The organism is Heyndrickxia sp. FSL K6-6286, from assembly GCF_038630395.1.
GTDB classification, from domain to species: Bacteria; Bacillota; Bacilli; order Bacillales; family Bacillaceae_C; genus Heyndrickxia; species Heyndrickxia oleronia.
In genome coordinates, this window is sequence record NZ_CP152029.1 from 78,204 (window position 1) to 99,721 (window position 21,518).

General features: G+C 43.8%; 10 protein-coding genes, 9 tRNA genes and 6 rRNA genes. All 25 read left to right on the forward strand.

Translation table 11 applies throughout. The features are described from left to right. The first annotated feature begins 116 nt into the window (after positions 1-116). The 25 genes from ftsH to MHI39_RS00520 all read left to right on the forward strand — a co-directional run bounded on the left by ftsH (position 117) and on the right by MHI39_RS00520 (position 21,502). Positions 117-2,120, forward strand: a complete 2,004-nt coding sequence (gene ftsH / locus MHI39_RS00400; RefSeq protein WP_058006074.1) for an ATP-dependent zinc metalloprotease FtsH — start codon at positions 117-119, stop codon at positions 2,118-2,120. Positions 2,121-2,552: 432 nt separating this feature from the next. Beyond that, the gene (locus tag MHI39_RS00405; RefSeq protein ID WP_058006073.1) at positions 2,553-3,323 is read left to right on the forward strand and encodes a type III pantothenate kinase; all 771 of its coding nucleotides are present in this window, start codon (positions 2,553-2,555) and stop codon (positions 3,321-3,323) included. Between the two features lie 13 nt (positions 3,324-3,336). Next, positions 3,337-4,212 carry an Hsp33 family molecular chaperone HslO gene (hslO, locus tag MHI39_RS00410; protein WP_212946511.1) on the forward strand — a complete coding sequence of 292 codons (876 nt, stop codon included), beginning with the start codon at positions 3,337-3,339 and terminating at the stop codon, positions 4,210-4,212. A 291-nt stretch (positions 4,213-4,503) separates the two neighbouring features. Next, on the forward strand, positions 4,504-5,430 hold the full coding sequence (gene cysK, locus MHI39_RS00415) for a cysteine synthase A (protein WP_058006072.1): 927 nt from the start codon (positions 4,504-4,506) through the stop codon (positions 5,428-5,430). A gap of 159 nt (positions 5,431-5,589) precedes the next feature. Continuing rightward, positions 5,590-6,423: a dihydropteroate synthase gene (folP, locus tag MHI39_RS00420; protein WP_058006071.1), complete on the forward strand. Its 834-nt coding sequence runs from the start codon at positions 5,590-5,592 to the stop codon at positions 6,421-6,423. After that, positions 6,416-6,784 (forward strand): dihydroneopterin aldolase, encoded by a 369-nt coding sequence (folB, locus tag MHI39_RS00425; RefSeq protein WP_058006070.1) that lies wholly within the window; start codon positions 6,416-6,418, stop codon positions 6,782-6,784. Before folP ends, folB begins: the two co-directional genes overlap by 8 nt. Beyond that, the gene (gene folK / locus MHI39_RS00430; RefSeq protein ID WP_058006069.1) at positions 6,777-7,265 is read left to right on the forward strand and encodes a 2-amino-4-hydroxy-6-hydroxymethyldihydropteridine diphosphokinase; all 489 of its coding nucleotides are present in this window, start codon (positions 6,777-6,779) and stop codon (positions 7,263-7,265) included. Before folB ends, folK begins: the two co-directional genes overlap by 8 nt. Then, positions 7,256-7,465 carry a helix-turn-helix transcriptional regulator gene (locus MHI39_RS00435; protein WP_058006068.1) on the forward strand — a complete coding sequence of 70 codons (210 nt, stop codon included), beginning with the start codon at positions 7,256-7,258 and terminating at the stop codon, positions 7,463-7,465. The genes folK and MHI39_RS00435 overlap by 10 nt, the downstream gene beginning before the upstream one ends. Before the next feature lie 247 nt (positions 7,466-7,712). Then, positions 7,713-9,200, forward strand: a complete 1,488-nt coding sequence (gene lysS, locus MHI39_RS00440; protein WP_058006067.1) for a lysine--tRNA ligase — start codon at positions 7,713-7,715, stop codon at positions 9,198-9,200. A gap of 320 nt (positions 9,201-9,520) precedes the next feature. Next, positions 9,521-11,074 (forward strand): 16S ribosomal RNA (locus tag MHI39_RS00445). Positions 11,075-11,379: 305 nt separating this feature from the next. Next, positions 11,380-14,347: ribosomal RNA gene (locus MHI39_RS00450) — 23S ribosomal RNA — on the forward strand. Positions 14,348-14,421: 74 nt separating this feature from the next. Beyond that, positions 14,422-14,538 (forward strand): 5S ribosomal RNA (gene rrf / locus MHI39_RS00455). A gap of 6 nt (positions 14,539-14,544) precedes the next feature. After that, positions 14,545-14,620, forward strand: a tRNA-Val gene (locus tag MHI39_RS00460). A 155-nt stretch (positions 14,621-14,775) separates the two neighbouring features. Continuing rightward, positions 14,776-14,851: transfer RNA gene (locus MHI39_RS00465), tRNA-Thr, on the forward strand. Positions 14,852-14,864: 13 nt separating this feature from the next. Then, positions 14,865-14,940 (forward strand) — tRNA-Lys (locus MHI39_RS00470). 33 nt (positions 14,941-14,973) lie between these two features. Then, positions 14,974-15,055 (forward strand) — tRNA-Leu (locus MHI39_RS00475). A gap of 15 nt (positions 15,056-15,070) precedes the next feature. Further along, a tRNA-Gly gene (locus MHI39_RS00480) sits at positions 15,071-15,145 on the forward strand. A 10-nt stretch (positions 15,146-15,155) separates the two neighbouring features. Then, a tRNA-Leu gene (locus MHI39_RS00485) sits at positions 15,156-15,241 on the forward strand. 59 nt (positions 15,242-15,300) lie between these two features. Continuing rightward, positions 15,301-15,377, forward strand: a tRNA-Arg gene (locus tag MHI39_RS00490). A gap of 4 nt (positions 15,378-15,381) precedes the next feature. After that, positions 15,382-15,458 (forward strand) — tRNA-Pro (locus MHI39_RS00495). A gap of 10 nt (positions 15,459-15,468) precedes the next feature. Then, positions 15,469-15,544, forward strand: a tRNA-Ala gene (locus MHI39_RS00500). Between the two features lie 141 nt (positions 15,545-15,685). Then, positions 15,686-17,239: ribosomal RNA gene (locus tag MHI39_RS00505) — 16S ribosomal RNA — on the forward strand. A gap of 305 nt (positions 17,240-17,544) precedes the next feature. After that, positions 17,545-20,512 (forward strand): 23S ribosomal RNA (locus MHI39_RS00510). Positions 20,513-20,586: 74 nt separating this feature from the next. After that, positions 20,587-20,703 (forward strand): 5S ribosomal RNA (gene rrf / locus MHI39_RS00515). The 16S, 23S and 5S rRNA genes sit together here with 9 tRNA genes alongside, the layout of an rRNA operon. A gap of 337 nt (positions 20,704-21,040) precedes the next feature. Then, positions 21,041-21,502, forward strand: coding sequence for a CtsR family transcriptional regulator (locus tag MHI39_RS00520; protein ID WP_058005935.1), 462 nt, complete (start codon positions 21,041-21,043; stop codon positions 21,500-21,502). Positions 21,503-21,518: the final 16 nt, after the last annotated feature.

Consider the following 21,518-nt stretch of genomic DNA (forward strand, 5'->3'; position numbering starts at 1 on the left):
ATGAATAAAAGTTATGTGGTGAGGAAGATTCTATCCATATATGCAAATTGTTGTAAAGTTAAGAATTTCTATGATACTATTGAAGATAGTTTTTTGATCGTGGGAGGAGGTAAGGAATGAGTAGAATTTTTAGAAATACCATCTTTTATGTATTACTCTTTCTAGTCCTTATTGGGATTGTTAGTTATTTTAACAATAACAATGAGTCAACAGAAAATATATCATATGATCAGTTTGTTTCTTACTTAGAAAAAGGGGAAGTAAACAGTGTCTCATTACAGCCAGAAAGAGGCGTATATGAAGCAAGAGGAGAATTAAAAGATAAAACTAAGTTTGTCACATATGTATTAAACAATCCCACTGCTTTAGATCGTATCGATCAAGTTGCGAAGGCAAAAGATGCTAAGGTAGAGAATATGCCAGCGAAAGAAACGAATGGTTGGGTGTCCTTTTTCACCTCCATTATTCCTTTTGTTATTATCTTTATCCTTTTCTTCTTCTTATTGAATCAGGCCCAAGGCGGCGGTGGCCGTGTAATGAACTTTGGGAAAAGTAAGGCAAAGCTTTACAATGATGATAAGAAAAAAGTCCGTTTTCGTGATGTAGCAGGAGCAGATGAAGAAAAACAAGAACTTGTAGAGGTAGTAGAATTTCTAAAAGATCCACGTAAATTCTCTGAATTAGGTGCAAGGATTCCTAAAGGAGTATTACTTGTTGGACCTCCAGGTACTGGTAAAACTTTATTAGCAAGAGCTGTAGCTGGTGAAGCGGGTGTTCCGTTCTTCTCCATAAGTGGTTCTGACTTTGTAGAAATGTTTGTTGGTGTCGGTGCTTCACGTGTTCGTGACCTATTTGAAAATGCGAAAAAGAATGCACCTTGTATCATTTTTATCGATGAAATTGATGCAGTCGGTCGTCAACGTGGAGCTGGTCTCGGTGGAGGTCATGATGAGCGTGAACAAACATTAAACCAATTACTTGTTGAGATGGATGGATTCGGAGCAAATGAAGGAATTATTATTGTGGCTGCAACCAATAGACCTGATATCCTTGACCCAGCATTATTGCGTCCAGGACGTTTCGACCGCCAAATCACTGTAGATCGTCCAGATGTTAATGGGCGAGAAGCTGTATTACGTGTCCATGCAAGAAATAAACCGCTAGATGGATCTGTAGATTTAAAAGCAATTGCACAAAGAACACCAGGCTTTTCTGGTGCTGATTTAGAAAACTTATTAAATGAAGCTGCACTAGTTGCTGCAAGGCAAGATAAGAAAAAAATTGATATGACTGATGTAGATGAAGCAACGGACCGTGTGATTGCCGGACCGTCTAAGAAAAGTCGAGTTGTATCTCAAAAAGAAAGAAAAATTGTTGCTTTTCACGAAAGTGGTCATACCATTATCGGACTTGTTTTAGATGAGGCTGAGATGGTTCATAAGGTAACGATTGTACCTCGTGGTCAAGCTGGCGGATATGCGGTTATGTTACCGAAGGAAGATCGTTATTTAATGACTAAGCCTGAATTGCTTGACAAAATTACTGGTTTATTAGGTGGTCGTGTAGCAGAGGAAGTTACTTTTGGAGAGGTTTCTACAGGAGCATCCAATGATTTCCAACGTGCGACAAATATTGCTCGAAAAATGGTTACTGAATATGGTATGAGTGATAAACTTGGACCTTTACAGTTTGGCCAATCACAAGGTGGGCAAGTATTCCTAGGTAGAGATTTTAACAATGAGCAAAACTACTCTGATAAAATTGCTTATGAAATTGATACTGAAATTCAAGATATTATTAAAGAGTGTTATGAAAGAGCGAGAAAAATCATTCTTGAAAACCGTGAAAAGTTCACAATTATTGCTAACACATTATTAGAAGTTGAAACTTTAGATGCGGAACAAATCAAACATATTTACGATCATGGAACTTTACCGGATCGAAAAGCATCAACATTGGAAACGCCTAAGTTAGATCAAGATGAATCAAAGGATTCTTTAAAGGTGAATATCCAGAAGAAAGACGAAGAAGTAACGAAATCGGACGATGATAATCGACCTGAAAAGTTTGGGCCAACTGTGACTCCTGAACAGGATGATAATGAAAAGCCTAATGAATAAATATTTTTATAAAGGACATCGCTATTATGTAATAGCGATGTCCTTTTTTAGGCTCTTTTCTTTAAATGGTTTTTAAATAACAGAATTAAGGCGAGTAAATCCTCGGGTGTTAAAGCAGGCATTATGGCGTTTAGGAACAAAGTTCATGAAAACTGCATTTTATGATAAGGATAAGGCGGTAGTTGATTCAGTTCTTTCTGAATAGACTTCTAACTCTAAGAGGGCAAATAACCTCTACACAGAGAAGTGCTTCCTTTTACATTAGCAAATCTCCCTTTTTATTTTCCTCTCTTTAGGAGTAGGAGCAGAGACTTTTTAGATTTCATTTGGATGAAAAAGTTATACGTTTATGTTTCATATGATTATTTATATCAATATAAATTATGGTATGATGTTGGCATGCAATTTAGATTAGGGTAAAGTGGTGAGCTTATGTTATTTGTTTTAGACGTAGGAAACACAAATATTGTATTGGGTGTATATGATCAAGATCAACTGAAGTTCCATTGGCGAGTGGAAACGAATCGACACAAATCAGAAGATGAGTATGCAATGGTCATAGGTGCATTATTTCAACATGTAGGGATTGAATTCAAAGATATTAATGGAATCATAATTTCAACTGTTGTTCCACCAATTATGTATACATTAGAAAGAATGTGTAATAAGTATTTTCATGTTAAACCATTAGTCGTTGGTCCTGGGATTAAAACAGGCCTAGATATTAAATACGAAAATCCACGTGAGGTAGGCGCTGACAGAATTGTAAATGCTGTAGCGGGGATTCAAGAATATGGTAGTCCGCTCATTATTGTAGATTTCGGTACTGCAACAACTTTTTGCTATATCAATGAGCATAGCCAATATATGGGGGGTGCCATTGCTCCTGGAATTGGTATTTCCGCTGAAGCATTGTATTCAAAGGCTGCTAAGCTTCCAAGAATTGAAATTGCAAGAACAGAAGGGGTTATTGGGAAAAACACTGTTGCTGCAATGCAAGCGGGGATTGTTTATGGATATGTAGGACAAGTAGAAGGTATTGTAACACGCATGAAAGCAAACAGTAAAAAGGTACCTACCGTAATTGCAACAGGCGGACATGCAAGTTTAATTGCCAATGAATCAAAGGCAATCGATATAGTTGATCCATTTCTAACATTAAAAGGCTTGCGTTTAATTTATAAAAGAAATAAAAATGATTGAAGGGAAGTTAACAATGAGCGACTACTTAGTAAAAGCATTAGCATATAATAATCAAGTTCGCGCTTATGCAGTCAAAAGCACAGAGACGGTAGGAGAAGCTGTTCGCCGTCACTATACTTGGCCTACTGCATCAGCAGCTTTAGGACGTACGATGTCAGCAGGAGTCATGATGGGTGCGATGCTTAAAGGTGATGAGAAAATAACAGTTAAAATTGAAGGCAATGGTCCGATTGGCCCTATTCTAGTCGATAGTAATGCAAAAGGCGAAGTACGAGGATATGTGACCAATCCTCAGGTTCATTTTGACTTAAATGAAAAAGGAAAGCTAGATGTTAGAAGAGCGGTGGGAACCGAAGGGACATTGACAGTCGTAAAAGATTTAGGATTAAGAGAAAATTTCTCTGGTCAGGTTCCTATTGTTTCTGGTGAATTAGGTGAAGATTTTACTTATTACTTTGTGGCTTCTGAACAAACACCTTCATCGGTTGGGGTAGGGGTATTGGTCAATCCAGATAATTCAATTTTAGCTTCAGGTGGATTTATCATTCAATTGCTACCAGGTACAGAAGAGCATGTTATAAATGATATTGAAAAAAGATTACAAGCAACGGAACCTATTTCAAAGCTGATTCAAAAAGGACTCAGTCCTGAAGAAATTCTTGAGAACATCTTAGGAAAAGACAATGTCAAGATATTAGAGAAGTTGCCGGTTCAATTTAAGTGTAATTGTTCAAAGGAACGCTTTGGTGCTGCTATCATTAGCTTAGGCAAAGAAGAAATTAAAGATATGATTGAAGAGGATGGAAAAGCTGAAGCACAATGTCATTTTTGTAATGAAAAATATGTATTTTCCAAAAATGAATTAGAAGAATTATTAGTAGAAGAATAGGGCTCATTTTAAAATTTATGCACCTAGGAATTGAAAACTCTTTAATCGTCATCTATCGGAAAAGAAATTACTGAGAAAAGATATAAGATTGCGTTATATGCGAACTATACAAAATAGCCATATTATTTAATGAAAATATAGCAATAAACAAGGGATAAAAGACATAGGTTATAATGACTTATGTCTTTTTGGTTATGATAAAACTACTTTATCTTTGACTTTTTATCGATAAAATGTTAAATTTTAAATAATTAAACCAATAAAAATACTCGGAATTTGAGGTGGAGAGAAATGGCTCGTTTAGTAAATTCAATTGCCGAACTTGTTGGAGGAACACCGATTGTAAAGTTAAATCGACTAACTGATGAAAATCAAGCAGAAGTATATTTAAAGCTTGAGTACATGAATCCTGGAAGTAGTGTAAAGGACCGAATCGCTTTAGCAATGATCGAGACTGCTGAGAGAGAGGGGAAACTGCAACTAGGTGATACGATTGTTGAACCGACAAGCGGTAATACTGGGATAGGACTTGCGATGATTGCTGCTGCTAAAGGATATAAAGCAGTATTAGTTATGCCGGAGACGATGAGTATGGAGCGCAGAAATCTCCTTCGGGCATATGGCGCTCAGTTAGTGTTAACACCAGGTTCTGAAGGGATGAATGGTGCAGTTCGAAAGGCGGAAGAATTAGCAAAAGAAAATGGATACTTTATGCCTCAACAATTTAAAAATGAAGCAAATCCAGAAATCCATCGTTTAACAACTGGAAGAGAAATTGTCGAGCAGATGGGTGAACAATTAGATGCGTTTGTATCTGGAATTGGAACAGGAGGAACGATCTCAGGTTCTGGTCAAGTTTTAAGAGAGGCGTATCCGAATATCAAAATTTATGCTGTAGAACCAAAGGATTCTCCGATTCTTGCAGGTGGAAAGCCAGGTCCGCATAAGCTTCAGGGTCTTGGGGCTAATTTTGTACCGGATACATTAAATAGAGAGATTTATGACGAAATTATTCATGTCGGAACGGAAGAAGCTTTCGAGGCATCCCGCAGAGTAGCTAGAGAGGAAGGAATCTTAGGTGGGATCTCAGCAGGTGCGGCAATTCATGCTGCCTTGAAAGTAGCTTCTGAACTAGGCAAGGGTAAAAAAGTAGTAGCGATCATACCAGATAATGGTGAACGATATTTAAGTACAAACTTGTATCAATTTGAAGATTAATAAATTTGCTAGCTAAATAGTGATTTTTATTAATGGAAAGGCATTCGGAAAACCCGTCTGCCTTTTTTTCTGTCGATAAATGGCGAAACGGGTTGTAGAATATAACAATTAAGCGTTAGACTGTAAATATAAAAGAATATGTGTTGGAAGGAGAAGAATATGGGGCGAGTTTTACAATGTAAGTCATACCAATTAGATTATGAAAATAAAACATTAATTATGGGTATTTTGAATGCTACCCCGGATTCATTTTCCGATGGTGGAAAGTTTAATCATATAGAAAAAGCAATACAGCATGCTAAGCAGATGGTTGAAGATGGAGCAGATATCATCGATGTAGGTGGAGAATCAACTAGACCAGGTTATGCTACGGTTGAAGTGGAGGAAGAAATCTCGAGGGTTGTTCCTGTCATAAAAGAAATTTCAAAAGTCGTGAATGTACCGATATCCATTGATACCTATAAGGCAGAAACAGCAAGGCAAGCAGTCCTTGCAGGTGCACATATCATTAATGATATATGGGGAGCGAAAAAGGATCCTGAAATTGCTGATGTTGCCGCGAATTACGATGTTCCAATTATTCTCATGCATAATAGAGAAAATTTAGATTATCAGGACTTTATTAGAGATGTATTAAATGATCTCTATGAAAGTATATCAATTGCAAAAAAAGCTGGTGTTAAGGATGAACGTATTATTCTAGATCCTGGCATAGGGTTTGCTAAGGATTTAAAACAAAATATAGAAATGATGAAAAACCTAGATAAATTAGTTGGTCTTGGATATCCAGTTTTATTAGGAACATCTAGAAAATCTATGATTGGACAAGTGATGAATTTACCTGTAGATGAAAGGATGGAAGCGACGGGAGCTACTGTTTGCTATGGTTTGGAGAAGGGGTGCCAAATGATGAGAGTGCATGATGTAAAAGAGATAAGTAGAATGACAAAAATGATGGATGTGCTAGTAGGTAAAGGTGAGCTAAATGGATAAAATTTATTTGAATAATATGGAATTCTATGGTTATCATGGCGTATTACCAGAAGAGACTCGATTAGGGCAAAGGTTTCGTGTTACCTTAGTGTTAGAATTAGATTTACAAAAAGCGGGGAAAACGGATCATTTAAACGATACAGTTAGCTATGCTGAGGTATATGAATGCTGTAAAGCGGTTGTCGAAGGTAAACCTTATCAATTATTAGAAGCAGTTGCAGAAGAGATTTCTAAGGTCATTTTAAGTGGATTCCCAACCGTTCATCAAGTGACTATTCAAGTGGTCAAACCAGATCCTCCAATTCCTGGACACTACCAATCAGTTGCGGTGGAGATTACAAGAGGACAAATAAATGATTAATATTGCATATATCTCATTAGGATCTAATATTGAAGATAGAGCACAGCATTTGCAGGATGCTTGTAGTTTTCTTAATCAAGATATTAAAATAAATGTACTAGCAAGTTCATCTATATATGAAACCGATCCGGTAGGATATACAGATCAAGGTAAATTTTTGAATATTGTTTTGAAGGTAGAAACAGATCTTACTGCAGAACAATTGCTTGAAAAGTGCTTAAATATTGAACAGGAATTGGGGAGAATTAGGGAATTTAGATGGGGGCCAAGGACGATTGACCTTGACATTTTACTTTTTAATAACGAAAATATTGAAACAGAGAGGTTAATTGTGCCTCATCCACGGATGCATGAAAGAGCATTTGTTTTAGTACCATTAATAGAGATTGATCCAACCATTCAATTACCAAATGCAACAACCCCGTTGCATCAAATTCTAGACGAAATACCTGATAAAGAAGGAGTTCGCTTATGGAGATAGATAAATGGGGAAGACGGATTCGAGCTTTTCGAAAATTAAAAGGTTATACTCAAGAAAGTCTTGCGAAGGAATTGCACATATCTGTATCTATTTTAGGAGAAATTGAAAGAGGAAGCCGTTTGCCTTCTGAGGAATTTCTAGAAAGTGTCGCCAGTTTACTTGGAATTACTGTGGAGGATTTAACTCCTGTAGATAAATAATGATGATTGGACGTGCAGAACTTGTTAGCCCTACTTACTACTTTTATAGAAGAAGTAGAATCAGGTGTCATAAAGGTTAGCTAATTTTCGAAATAAAACTACCAGTATCACTGGTGTTTTTTTCATACATAATATGGAATGAATTTTAGATAAACATTTAGGATGTCTGAAAATGTGAAATTGTGTACAATAATAAAGTATAATGATAGGAAAAAGAGTTTTAAAATATAGGATGGAGTGACGATAAATGAGTTTTGAGGAATTGAATGACCAATTACAGGTTAGAAGAGAAAAAATGAATTCTATCCGTGAAAATGGAATGGATCCTTTTGGCAAACGCTTTGATCGGACACATAATACACAGCAGATAAAAGAACAGTATGAAGAATTTACAAAAGAGGACCTAGATGAAAAGGATGTCTCTGTAACGATTGCTGGTCGTATTATGACTAAGAGAGGTAAAGGAAAAGCTGGTTTTGCTCATGTGCAAGATTTAAACGGCCAAATTCAAATATATGTGCGTAAAGATACAGTGGGAGAAGAGCAGTATGAGTTATTCGATACTGTTGATCTTGGTGATATTGTAGGTATATCAGGAACTGTTTTCAAAACAAAAGTTGGAGAACTATCAATTAAAGTAAAAGAATTTACATTATTAACAAAATCACTTCGTCCATTACCTGATAAATTTCATGGGTTAAAGGATATTGAACAACGTTATCGCCAAAGATATCTTGATTTAATTATGAGTGAAGAAAGTAAACGGACTTTTATCACTAGAAGCTTAATTATTCAGTCAATGAGACGTTATTTAGACCAGCATGGGTACCTAGAGGTAGAAACACCAATGATGCATGCTATAGCGGGTGGAGCATCAGCAAGACCGTTTATTACCCATCATAATGCATTGGACATGCCTTTATATATGCGTATTGCTATTGAATTACATCTAAAACGTCTAATTGTAGGTGGACTAGAAAAAGTCTATGAAATTGGACGAGTATTCCGTAATGAAGGTGTATCAACAAGGCATAATCCAGAATTCACTATGATTGAATTGTATGAAGCATATGCAGATTATAAGGATATTATGAAATTAACAGAGAATTTAGTAGCACATATAGCTAAAGAAGTTCTTGGAACGACAACAATCCAATATGGAGATAATGAAGTAAATCTTGAACCAGAATGGCGTCGACTTCATATGGTGGATGCAGTAAAAGAATATACAGGTGTAGATTTTTGGAATGTTACTACTGTTGAAGAGGCGCGTCAGTTAGCAAATGAACATGGTATTGAGATAACTAAGCACATGCAATATGGACATATTGTAAATGAGTTCTTTGAACAAAAGGTTGAAGAAAGATTAATTCAACCAACATTTATTTACGGTCATCCGGTAGAAATATCTCCATTGGCTAAGAAAAATGATGAAGATCCACGTTTTACTGATCGTTTTGAGTTGTTTATTGTCGGTCGTGAGCATGCAAATGCATTTACAGAGTTAAATGATCCAATTGATCAACGCGAACGCTTTGAGGCTCAATTAAAGGAACGTGAGCAAGGAAATGATGAAGCTCATCAAATGGATGATGATTTTATTGAAGCACTAGAATATGGAATGCCTCCAACAGGTGGACTAGGAATCGGTATTGATCGACTTGTAATGCTGTTAACGAATTCAGCTTCCATTCGCGACGTATTATTATTCCCAACGATGAAGCATCGTGACTAAAAATAAAGCTCTTCTCTTTTATGAGAAGAGCTTTATTTTTTAGAAATTAAATATGATATTTTAGTATAATAATTTTTTGTTGAAAAAAAGAGAAAAAAACTGTTGCAACATCAAAAAAAAGGTGGTATATTATTATTCGTTGCCCCACAAGAGGACAACGAAGCTTGAAAAAGAAAATAAAAAAAGTTGTTGACAATAGTGATTTTAATAAGTATAATATAAAAGTCGCTGAGAAAAACAGCAACGATTGATCTTTGAAAACTGAACAAAACGAAACGTCAATAAATTACTTTTATTTTATAAGAGCTATATCAAACATCTTTTTGGAGAGTTTGATCCTGGCTCAGGACGAACGCTGGCGGCGTGCCTAATACATGCAAGTCGAGCGAATCTGATGGGAGCTTGCTCCCTGATGATTAGCGGCGGACGGGTGAGTAACACGTGGGTAACCTGCCTGTAAGACTGGGATAACTCCGGGAAACCGGGGCTAATACCGGATAACTTTTTTCTTCGCATGAAGAAGAATTGAAAGATGGCTTTTCGCTATCACTTACAGATGGACCCGCGGCGCATTAGCTAGTTGGTGAGGTAACGGCTCACCAAGGCGACGATGCGTAGCCGACTTGAGAGGGTGATCGGCCACACTGGGACTGAGACACGGCCCAGACTCCTACGGGAGGCAGCAGTAGGGAATCTTCCGCAATGGACGAAAGTCTGACGGAGCAACGCCGCGTGAGTGATGAAGGTTTTCGGATCGTAAAACTCTGTTGTTAGGGAAGAACAAGTATCGTTCGAATAGGGCGGTACCTTGACGGTACCTAACCAGAAAGCCACGGCTAACTACGTGCCAGCAGCCGCGGTAATACGTAGGTGGCAAGCGTTGTCCGGAATTATTGGGCGTAAAGCGCGCGCAGGCGGTTTCTTAAGTCTGATGTGAAATCTTGCGGCTCAACCGCAAGCGGCCATTGGAAACTGGGAGACTTGAGTGCAGAAGAGGAGAGTGGAATTCCACGTGTAGCGGTGAAATGCGTAGAGATGTGGAGGAACACCAGTGGCGAAGGCGACTCTCTGGTCTGTAACTGACGCTGAGGCGCGAAAGCGTGGGGAGCGAACAGGATTAGATACCCTGGTAGTCCACGCCGTAAACGATGAGTGCTAAGTGTTAGAGGGTTTCCGCCCTTTAGTGCTGCAGCTAACGCATTAAGCACTCCGCCTGGGGAGTACGGCCGCAAGGCTGAAACTCAAAGGAATTGACGGGGGCCCGCACAAGCGGTGGAGCATGTGGTTTAATTCGAAGCAACGCGAAGAACCTTACCAGGTCTTGACATCCTCTTGACCTCTCTAGAGATAGGGATTTCCCTTCGGGGACAAGAGTGACAGGTGGTGCATGGTTGTCGTCAGCTCGTGTCGTGAGATGTTGGGTTAAGTCCCGCAACGAGCGCAACCCTTGACCTTAGTTGCCAGCATTCAGTTGGGCACTCTAAGGTGACTGCCGGTGACAAACCGGAGGAAGGTGGGGATGACGTCAAATCATCATGCCCCTTATGACCTGGGCTACACACGTGCTACAATGGATGGTACAAAGGGCTGCAAGACCGCGAGGTTTAGCCAATCCCATAAAACCATTCTCAGTTCGGATTGTAGGCTGCAACTCGCCTACATGAAGCCGGAATCGCTAGTAATCGCGGATCAGCATGCCGCGGTGAATACGTTCCCGGGCCTTGTACACACCGCCCGTCACACCACGAGAGTTTGTAACACCCGAAGTCGGTGAGGTAACCTTTTGGAGCCAGCCGCCGAAGGTGGGACAGATGATTGGGGTGAAGTCGTAACAAGGTAGCCGTATCGGAAGGTGCGGCTGGATCACCTCCTTTCTAAGGAATATGGAAAACCACTTACGTGGTTCAGACGTCTTCTGTTTTGTTCAGTTTTGAAAGGTTAATCCTTTCAGTTTAATAGAGGTGAATTAGAAGCGAGAAGGTCGAGGAAGCAAGCGAATGAGCACCGGAACGTATTAAACATACGTGAGGATGTGAGTGAGTGCGCTGACGAAGAGATTCGAAGCTTATCATTCGCCGGATTGTTCTTTGAAAACTAGATATGTAAGAAGTAACCAAGTAATAACCGAGAATCGCCACTTTATGGATGAATCCATTAAGTAGTTTTAAATAACCTTTTAGGTTAAGTTAGTAAGGGCGCACGGTGAATGCCTTGGCACTAGGAGCCGATGAAGGACGGGACTAACACCGATATGCTTCGGGGAGCTGTAAGCGAGCTTTGATCCGGAGATTTCCGAATGGGGGAACCCACTGCCCGTAATGGGGTAGTATCCTTACTTGAATACATAGAGTAAGGAAGGCAGACCCGGGGAACTGAAACATCTAAGTACCCGGAGGAAGAGAAAGCAATTGCGATTTCCTGAGTAGCGGCGAGCGAAACGGAAGAAGCCCAAACCAAGAGGCTTGCCTCTTGGGGTTGTAGGACACTCTATACGGAGTTACAAAGGAACGGAGTAAATGAAGAGGTCTGGAAAGGCCCGTCAAAGAAGGTAACAACCCTGTAGTTGAAACTTCGTTCCCTCCAGAGTGGATCCTGAGTACGGCGGGACACGTGAAATCCCGTCGGAAGCAGGGAGGACCATCTCCCAAGGCTAAATACTCCCTAGTGACCGATAGTGAACCAGTACCGTGAGGGAAAGGTGAAAAGCACCCCGGGAGGGGAGTGAAAGAGAACCTGAAACCGTGTGCCTACAAGTAGTTAGAGCTCTATGCTTTATGCAGAGTGATAGCGTGCCTTTTGTAGAATGAACCGGCGAGTTACGATTTCATGCAAGGTTAAGCTGAAGAGGCGGAGCCGCAGCGAAAGCGAGTCTGAATAGGGCGATAGAGTATGAGGTCGTAGACCCGAAACCAGGTGATCTACCCATGTCCAGGGTGAAGGTAAGGTAACACTTACTGGAGGCCCGAACCCACGCACGTTGAAAAGTGCGGGGATGAGGTGTGGGTAGCGGAGAAATTCCAATCGAACTTGGAGATAGCTGGTTCTCTCCGAAATAGCTTTAGGGCTAGCCTTAAGGTAAGAGTCTTGGAGGTAGAGCACTGTTTGGACTAGGGGCCCTCATCGGGTTACCGAATTCAGACAAACTCCGAATGCCAATGACTTATCCTTAGGAGTCAGACTGCGAGTGATAAGATCCGTAGTCAAGAGGGAAACAGCCCAGACCACCAGCTAAGGTCCCAAAGTATACGTTAAGTGGAAAAGGATGTGGAGTTGCTTAGACAACCAGGATGTTGGCTTAGAAGCAGCCACCATTTAAAGAGTGCGTAATAGCTCACTGGTCGAGTGACTCTGCGCCGAAAATGTACCGGGGCTAAACGTATCACCGAAGCTGTGGATGGACATCAATGCATCTTTTCCTTCGGAAAAATGCTGGATGTCCGTGGTAGGAGAGCGTTCTAAGGGCTGCGAAGCTAGACCGTAAGGACTGGTGGAGCGCTTAGAAGTGAGAATGCCGGTATGAGTAGCGAAAGAAGGGTGAGAATCCCTTCCACCGAATGCCTAAGGTTTCCTGAGGAAGGCTCGTCCGCTCAGGGTTAGTCGGGACCTAAGCCGAGGCCGAAAGGCGTAGGCGATGGACAACAGGTTGATATTCCTGTACCACCTCTTCACCGTTTGAACGATGGGGGGACGCAGGAGGATAGGGTAAGCGCACTGCTGGAATAGTGCGTCCAAGCAGTTAGAGGGGTGACGAGGCAAATCCCGTCACCATATACCTTGAGCTGTGATGGCGAGGGAAATTTAGTACCGAAGTTCCTGATTCCACACTGCCTAGAAAATCCTCTAGTGAGGTGAAAGGTGCCCGTACCGCAAACCGACACAGGTAGGCGAGGAGAGAATCCTAAGGTGAGCGAGAGAACTCTCGTTAAGGAACTCGGCAAAATGACCCCGTAACTTCGGGAGAAGGGGTGCTCTGTTAGGGTGCAAGCCCGAGAGAGCCGCAGTGAATAGGCCCAGGCGACTGTTTAGCAAAAACACAGGTCTCTGCGAAGCCGTAAGGCGAAGTATAGGGGCTGACGCCTGCCCGGTGCTGGAAGGTTAAGAGGAGAGGTTAGTCGCAAGACGAAGCTTTGAATTGAAGCCCCAGTAAACGGCGGCCGTAACTATAACGGTCCTAAGGTAGCGAAATTCCTTGTCAGGTAAGTTCTGACCCGCACGAAAGGCGCAACGATCTGGGCACTGTCTCAACGAGAGACTCGGTGAAATTATAGTACCTGTGAAGATGCAGGTTACCCGCGACAGGACGGAAAGACCCCGTGGAGCTTTACTGCAGCTTGATATTGAATTTTGGTACAGCTTGTACAGGATAGGTAGGAGCCTTTGAAGCCGGAGCGCCAGCTTCGGTGGAGGCATCGGTGGGATACTACCCTGGCTGTATTGAAATTCTAACCCGCACCCCTGAATCGGGGTGGGAGACAGTGTCAGGCAGGCAGTTTGACTGGGGCGGTCGCCTCCTAAAAGGTAACGGAGGCGCCCAAAGGTTCCCTCAGAATGGTTGGAAATCATTCGCAGAGTGTAAAGGCACAAGGGAGCTTGACTGCGAGACCTACAAGTCGAGCAGGGACGAAAGTCGGGCTTAGTGATCCGGTGGTTCCGCATGGAAGGGCCATCGCTCAACGGATAAAAGCTACCCCGGGGATAACAGGCTTATCTCCCCCAAGAGTCCACATCGACGGGGAGGTTTGGCACCTCGATGTCGGCTCATCGCATCCTGGGGCTGTAGTCGGTCCCAAGGGTTGGGCTGTTCGCCCATTAAAGCGGTACGCGAGCTGGGTTCAGAACGTCGTGAGACAGTTCGGTCCCTATCCGTCGTGGGCGTAGGAAATTTGAGAGGAGCTGTCCTTAGTACGAGAGGACCGGGATGGACGCACCGCTGGTGTACCAGTTGTCTTGCCAAAGGCATCGCTGGGTAGCTATGTGCGGAAGGGATAAGTGCTGAAAGCATCTAAGCATGAAGCCCCCCTCAAGATGAGATTTCCCTTAGTTTATCTAAATAAGATCCCTGAAAGATGATCAGGTTGATAGGTTCGAGGTGGAAGTGTGGCGACACATGGAGCTGACGAATACTAATAGATCGAAGACTTAACCAAATAGATTTAAGGTTATGAACCGTTACTTCTTGATATATCTAGTTTTGAGGGAATAAGCCCTTAACAAAATATAGTCTGGTAATTATGGCAAGAAGGTCACACCCGTTCCCATCCCGAACACGGAAGTTAAGCTTCTTAGCGCCGATGGTAGTTGGGGGCTCTCCCCCTGCAAGAGTAGGACGTTGCCAGGCGATTATGGAGGATTAGCTCAGCTGGGAGAGCACCTGCCTTACAAGCAGGGGGTCGGCGGTTCGATCCCGTCATCCTCCACCATATATAATGCCGGCCTAGCTCAATTGGTAGAGCACGACCGAATAAACTACTTTGAAATACATCAGCGTACAGCTTGAGCTGCTGCTTGAATAAGCAAACTGAAAGCTGGACGACTATTATAACTAATCTCTGCTTGGGGATTATAATATACTAATGCCGGCCTAGCTCAATTGGTAGAGCAACTGACTTGTAATCAGTAGGTTGGGGGTTCAAGTCCTCTGGCCGGCACCACTTAGGTCATTACGAGCCATTAGCTCAGTTGGTAGAGCATCTGACTTTTAATCAGAGGGTCGAAGGTTCGAGTCCTTCATGGCTCACCATTGTTTTTTGTAACGAAAAACATTTTTCATAACGCGGGTGTGGCGGAATTGGCAGACGCACCAGACTTAGGATCTGGCGCCGCAAGGCGTGGGGGTTCGACTCCCTTCACCCGCATTATAAAATAAAGTCGCGGAAGTAGTTCAGTGGTAGAACACCACCTTGCCAAGGTGGGGGTCGCGGGTTCGAATCCCGTCTTCCGCTCCAAACAACCCTTGCCGGGGTGGCGGAACTGGCAGACGCACAGGACTTAAAATCCTGCGGTAGGTGACTACCGTACCGGTTCGATTCCGGTCCTCGGCACTTAGAATTTTTGCGTAGCAAAAGATTCTTCCATAATAGTTATAGTAAAATACAAGTATGCGCCCGTAGCTCAATTGGATAGAGCGTTTGACTACGGATCAAAAGGTTAGGGGTTCGACTCCTCTCGGGCGCGCCATGAACGGGAAGTAGCTCAGCTTGGTAGAGCACATGGTTTGGGACCATGGGGTCGCAGGTTCGAATCCTGTCTTCCCGACCATTATATAATTGGGGCCTTAGCTCAGCTGGGAGAGCGCCTGCTTTGCACGCAGGAGGTCAGCGGTTCGATCCCGCTAGGCTCCACCAAAAAAAGTGTTGACAACTTATTTAAAATGAGATATACTATAAAAGTTGTCGCTAAATGACGAAAGAAATTGATCTTTGAAAACTGAACAAAACGAAACGTCAATAAATTACTTTTATTTTATAAGAGCTATATCAAACATCTTTTTGGAGAGTTTGATCCTGGCTCAGGACGAACGCTGGCGGCGTGCCTAATACATGCAAGTCGAGCGAATCTGATGGGAGCTTGCTCCCTGATGATTAGCGGCGGACGGGTGAGTAACACGTGGGTAACCTGCCTGTAAGACTGGGATAACTCCGGGAAACCGGGGCTAATACCGGATAACTTTTTTCTTCGCATGAAGAAGAATTGAAAGATGGCTTTTCGCTATCACTTACAGATGGACCCGCGGCGCATTAGCTAGTTGGTGAGGTAACGGCTCACCAAGGCGACGATGCGTAGCCGACTTGAGAGGGTGATCGGCCACACTGGGACTGAGACACGGCCCAGACTCCTACGGGAGGCAGCAGTAGGGAATCTTCCGCAATGGACGAAAGTCTGACGGAGCAACGCCGCGTGAGTGATGAAGGTTTTCGGATCGTAAAACTCTGTTGTTAGGGAAGAACAAGTATCGTTCGAATAGGGCGGTACCTTGACGGTACCTAACCAGAAAGCCACGGCTAACTACGTGCCAGCAGCCGCGGTAATACGTAGGTGGCAAGCGTTGTCCGGAATTATTGGGCGTAAAGCGCGCGCAGGCGGTTTCTTAAGTCTGATGTGAAATCTTGCGGCTCAACCGCAAGCGGCCATTGGAAACTGGGAGACTTGAGTGCAGAAGAGGAGAGTGGAATTCCACGTGTAGCGGTGAAATGCGTAGAGATGTGGAGGAACACCAGTGGCGAAGGCGACTCTCTGGTCTGTAACTGACGCTGAGGCGCGAAAGCGTGGGGAGCGAACAGGATTAGATACCCTGGTAGTCCACGCCGTAAACGATGAGTGCTAAGTGTTAGAGGGTTTCCGCCCTTTAGTGCTGCAGCTAACGCATTAAGCACTCCGCCTGGGGAGTACGGCCGCAAGGCTGAAACTCAAAGGAATTGACGGGGGCCCGCACAAGCGGTGGAGCATGTGGTTTAATTCGAAGCAACGCGAAGAACCTTACCAGGTCTTGACATCCTCTTGACCTCTCTAGAGATAGGGATTTCCCTTCGGGGACAAGAGTGACAGGTGGTGCATGGTTGTCGTCAGCTCGTGTCGTGAGATGTTGGGTTAAGTCCCGCAACGAGCGCAACCCTTGACCTTAGTTGCCAGCATTCAGTTGGGCACTCTAAGGTGACTGCCGGTGACAAACCGGAGGAAGGTGGGGATGACGTCAAATCATCATGCCCCTTATGACCTGGGCTACACACGTGCTACAATGGATGGTACAAAGGGCTGCAAGACCGCGAGGTTTAGCCAATCCCATAAAACCATTCTCAGTTCGGATTGTAGGCTGCAACTCGCCTACATGAAGCCGGAATCGCTAGTAATCGCGGATCAGCATGCCGCGGTGAATACGTTCCCGGGCCTTGTACACACCGCCCGTCACACCACGAGAGTTTGTAACACCCGAAGTCGGTGAGGTAACCTTTTGGAGCCAGCCGCCGAAGGTGGGACAGATGATTGGGGTGAAGTCGTAACAAGGTAGCCGTATCGGAAGGTGCGGCTGGATCACCTCCTTTCTAAGGAATATGGAAAACCACTTACGTGGTTCAGACGTCTTCTGTTTTGTTCAGTTTTGAAAGGTTAATCCTTTCAGTTTAATAGAGGTGAATTAGAAGCGAGAAGGTCGAGGAAGCAAGCGAATGAGCACCGGAACGTATTAAACATACGTGAGGATGTGAGTGAGTGCGCTGACGAAGAGATTCGAAGCTTATCATTCGCCGGATTGTTCTTTGAAAACTAGATATGTAAGAAGTAACCAAGTAATAACCGAGAATCGCCACTTTATGGATGAATCCATTAAGTAGTTTTAAATAACCTTTTAGGTTAAGTTAGTAAGGGCGCACGGTGAATGCCTTGGCACTAGGAGCCGATGAAGGACGGGACTAACACCGATATGCTTCGGGGAGCTGTAAGCGAGCTTTGATCCGGAGATTTCCGAATGGGGGAACCCACTGCCCGTAATGGGGTAGTATCCTTACTTGAATACATAGAGTAAGGAAGGCAGACCCGGGGAACTGAAACATCTAAGTACCCGGAGGAAGAGAAAGCAATTGCGATTTCCTGAGTAGCGGCGAGCGAAACGGAAGAAGCCCAAACCAAGAGGCTTGCCTCTTGGGGTTGTAGGACACTCTATACGGAGTTACAAAGGAACGGAGTAAATGAAGAGGTCTGGAAAGGCCCGTCAAAGAAGGTAACAACCCTGTAGTTGAAACTTCGTTCCCTCCAGAGTGGATCCTGAGTACGGCGGGACACGTGAAATCCCGTCGGAAGCAGGGAGGACCATCTCCCAAGGCTAAATACTCCCTAGTGACCGATAGTGAACCAGTACCGTGAGGGAAAGGTGAAAAGCACCCCGGGAGGGGAGTGAAAGAGAACCTGAAACCGTGTGCCTACAAGTAGTTAGAGCTCTATGCTTTATGCAGAGTGATAGCGTGCCTTTTGTAGAATGAACCGGCGAGTTACGATTTCATGCAAGGTTAAGCTGAAGAGGCGGAGCCGCAGCGAAAGCGAGTCTGAATAGGGCGATAGAGTATGAGGTCGTAGACCCGAAACCAGGTGATCTACCCATGTCCAGGGTGAAGGTAAGGTAACACTTACTGGAGGCCCGAACCCACGCACGTTGAAAAGTGCGGGGATGAGGTGTGGGTAGCGGAGAAATTCCAATCGAACTTGGAGATAGCTGGTTCTCTCCGAAATAGCTTTAGGGCTAGCCTTAAGGTAAGAGTCTTGGAGGTAGAGCACTGTTTGGACTAGGGGCCCTCATCGGGTTACCGAATTCAGACAAACTCCGAATGCCAATGACTTATCCTTAGGAGTCAGACTGCGAGTGATAAGATCCGTAGTCAAGAGGGAAACAGCCCAGACCACCAGCTAAGGTCCCAAAGTATACGTTAAGTGGAAAAGGATGTGGAGTTGCTTAGACAACCAGGATGTTGGCTTAGAAGCAGCCACCATTTAAAGAGTGCGTAATAGCTCACTGGTCGAGTGACTCTGCGCCGAAAATGTACCGGGGCTAAACGTATCACCGAAGCTGTGGATGGACATCTATGCATCTTTTCCTTCGGAAAAATGCTGGATGTCCGTGGTAGGAGAGCGTTCTAAGGGCTGCGAAGCTAGACCGTAAGGACTGGTGGAGCGCTTAGAAGTGAGAATGCCGGTATGAGTAGCGAAAGAAGGGTGAGAATCCCTTCCACCGAATGCCTAAGGTTTCCTGAGGAAGGCTCGTCCGCTCAGGGTTAGTCGGGACCTAAGCCGAGGCCGAAAGGCGTAGGCGATGGACAACAGGTTGATATTCCTGTACCACCTCTTCACCGTTTGAACGATGGGGGGACGCAGGAGGATAGGGTAAGCGCACTGCTGGAATAGTGCGTCCAAGCAGTTAGAGGGGTGACGAGGCAAATCCCGTCACCATATACCTTGAGCTGTGATGGCGAGGGAAATTTAGTACCGAAGTTCCTGATTCCACACTGCCTAGAAAATCCTCTAGTGAGGTGAAAGGTGCCCGTACCGCAAACCGACACAGGTAGGCGAGGAGAGAATCCTAAGGTGAGCGAGAGAACTCTCGTTAAGGAACTCGGCAAAATGACCCCGTAACTTCGGGAGAAGGGGTGCTCTGTTAGGGTGCAAGCCCGAGAGAGCCGCAGTGAATAGGCCCAGGCGACTGTTTAGCAAAAACACAGGTCTCTGCGAAGCCGTAAGGCGAAGTATAGGGGCTGACGCCTGCCCGGTGCTGGAAGGTTAAGAGGAGAGGTTAGTCGCAAGACGAAGCTTTGAATTGAAGCCCCAGTAAACGGCGGCCGTAACTATAACGGTCCTAAGGTAGCGAAATTCCTTGTCAGGTAAGTTCTGACCCGCACGAAAGGCGCAACGATCTGGGCACTGTCTCAACGAGAGACTCGGTGAAATTATAGTACCTGTGAAGATGCAGGTTACCCGCGACAGGACGGAAAGACCCCGTGGAGCTTTACTGCAGCTTGATATTGAATTTTGGTACAGCTTGTACAGGATAGGTAGGAGCCTTTGAAGCCGGAGCGCCAGCTTCGGTGGAGGCATCGGTGGGATACTACCCTGGCTGTATTGAAATTCTAACCCGCACCCCTGAATCGGGGTGGGAGACAGTGTCAGGCAGGCAGTTTGACTGGGGCGGTCGCCTCCTAAAAGGTAACGGAGGCGCCCAAAGGTTCCCTCAGAATGGTTGGAAATCATTCGCAGAGTGTAAAGGCACAAGGGAGCTTGACTGCGAGACCTACAAGTCGAGCAGGGACGAAAGTCGGGCTTAGTGATCCGGTGGTTCCGCATGGAAGGGCCATCGCTCAACGGATAAAAGCTACCCCGGGGATAACAGGCTTATCTCCCCCAAGAGTCCACATCGACGGGGAGGTTTGGCACCTCGATGTCGGCTCATCGCATCCTGGGGCTGTAGTCGGTCCCAAGGGTTGGGCTGTTCGCCCATTAAAGCGGTACGCGAGCTGGGTTCAGAACGTCGTGAGACAGTTCGGTCCCTATCCGTCGTGGGCGTAGGAAATTTGAGAGGAGCTGTCCTTAGTACGAGAGGACCGGGATGGACGCACCGCTGGTGTACCAGTTGTCTTGCCAAAGGCATCGCTGGGTAGCTATGTGCGGAAGGGATAAGTGCTGAAAGCATCTAAGCATGAAGCCCCCCTCAAGATGAGATTTCCCTTAGTTTATCTAAATAAGATCCCTGAAAGATGATCAGGTTGATAGGTTCGAGGTGGAAGTGTGGCGACACATGGAGCTGACGAATACTAATAGATCGAAGACTTAACCAAATAGATTTAAGGTTATGAACCGTTACTTCTTGATATATCTAGTTTTGAGGGAATAAGCCCTTAACAAAATATAGTCTGGTAATTATGGCAAGAAGGTCACACCCGTTCCCATCCCGAACACGGAAGTTAAGCTTCTTAGCGCCGATGGTAGTTGGGGGCTCTCCCCCTGCAAGAGTAGGACGTTGCCAGGCGATTTGAAACCACAGAATAATTTATTCTGTGGTTTTTTTATGTCATTTTTTAATAAAGCGAATAAAAAATATGGTTTTATTTCCTGCACATGTGGTAAAACTAATGAATATAATCATGTTGCGAATATATAAAGATTAGATAAAAATTGACTAGTATTTTTGGTAAACCTAGTAAAAACGAGTATACATTGACTGGTGCCCGCCTGTTCATTTATGTTAGACAGGGTGGAAATTTCAGTTATCACCACTGACTAAGTTGCTTGCGCTTTTCTGATACCTTCATGTATAATTAAAGTCAAATATAGTCAAAGTCAAGTCGTAGAAGGAGGTGGACTTGATGAAAAATATATCGGATATTATTGAAAGTTATCTTAAACAGGTTTTGGAAATGAATGGTAGTGAAATTGTGGAAATAAAAAGAAGTGAAATTGCCGATAAATTTCAATGTGTACCTTCCCAGATTAACTACGTAATCAATACCAGATTCACTATAGAAAGAGGATATGTAGTTGAAAGTAAAAGAGGTGGTGGAGGATATATTCGTATTATTAAGGTTAAACCTCACGATCAGGCACAATTAATTGATCATTTATTACTATTAGTAAAGTCCAGAGTATCCCAATCAAATGCTGAGGATGTGATTATTCGTTTGGTTGAAGAAGAAGTTATTTCGAAAAGAGAAGCGAAAATTATGTTAAGCGTAATGGACCGTTCAGTTCTTTATTTGGACCTTCCAGAAAGAGACCAATTAAGAGCTAGAATGTTAACGGCTATGCTAATGACTTTAAAATATAAATAATATAGAGGTGAGTAAA

Coding starts and splice junctions, on each gene's coding strand:
- ftsH (WP_058006074.1), top strand. CDS start 117: ATGAGTAGAATTTTTAGAAATACCATCTTTTATGTATTACTCTTTCTA.
- MHI39_RS00405 (WP_058006073.1), top strand. CDS start 2,553: ATGTTATTTGTTTTAGACGTAGGAAACACAAATATTGTATTGGGTGTA.
- hslO (WP_212946511.1), top strand. CDS start 3,337: ATGAGCGACTACTTAGTAAAAGCATTAGCATATAATAATCAAGTTCGC.
- cysK (WP_058006072.1), top strand. CDS start 4,504: ATGGCTCGTTTAGTAAATTCAATTGCCGAACTTGTTGGAGGAACACCG.
- folP (WP_058006071.1), top strand. CDS start 5,590: ATGGGGCGAGTTTTACAATGTAAGTCATACCAATTAGATTATGAAAAT.
- folB (WP_058006070.1), top strand. CDS start 6,416: ATGGATAAAATTTATTTGAATAATATGGAATTCTATGGTTATCATGGC.
- folK (WP_058006069.1), top strand. CDS start 6,777: ATGATTAATATTGCATATATCTCATTAGGATCTAATATTGAAGATAGA.
- MHI39_RS00435 (WP_058006068.1), top strand. CDS start 7,256: ATGGAGATAGATAAATGGGGAAGACGGATTCGAGCTTTTCGAAAATTA.
- lysS (WP_058006067.1), top strand. CDS start 7,713: ATGAGTTTTGAGGAATTGAATGACCAATTACAGGTTAGAAGAGAAAAA.
- MHI39_RS00520 (WP_058005935.1), top strand. CDS start 21,041: ATGAAAAATATATCGGATATTATTGAAAGTTATCTTAAACAGGTTTTG.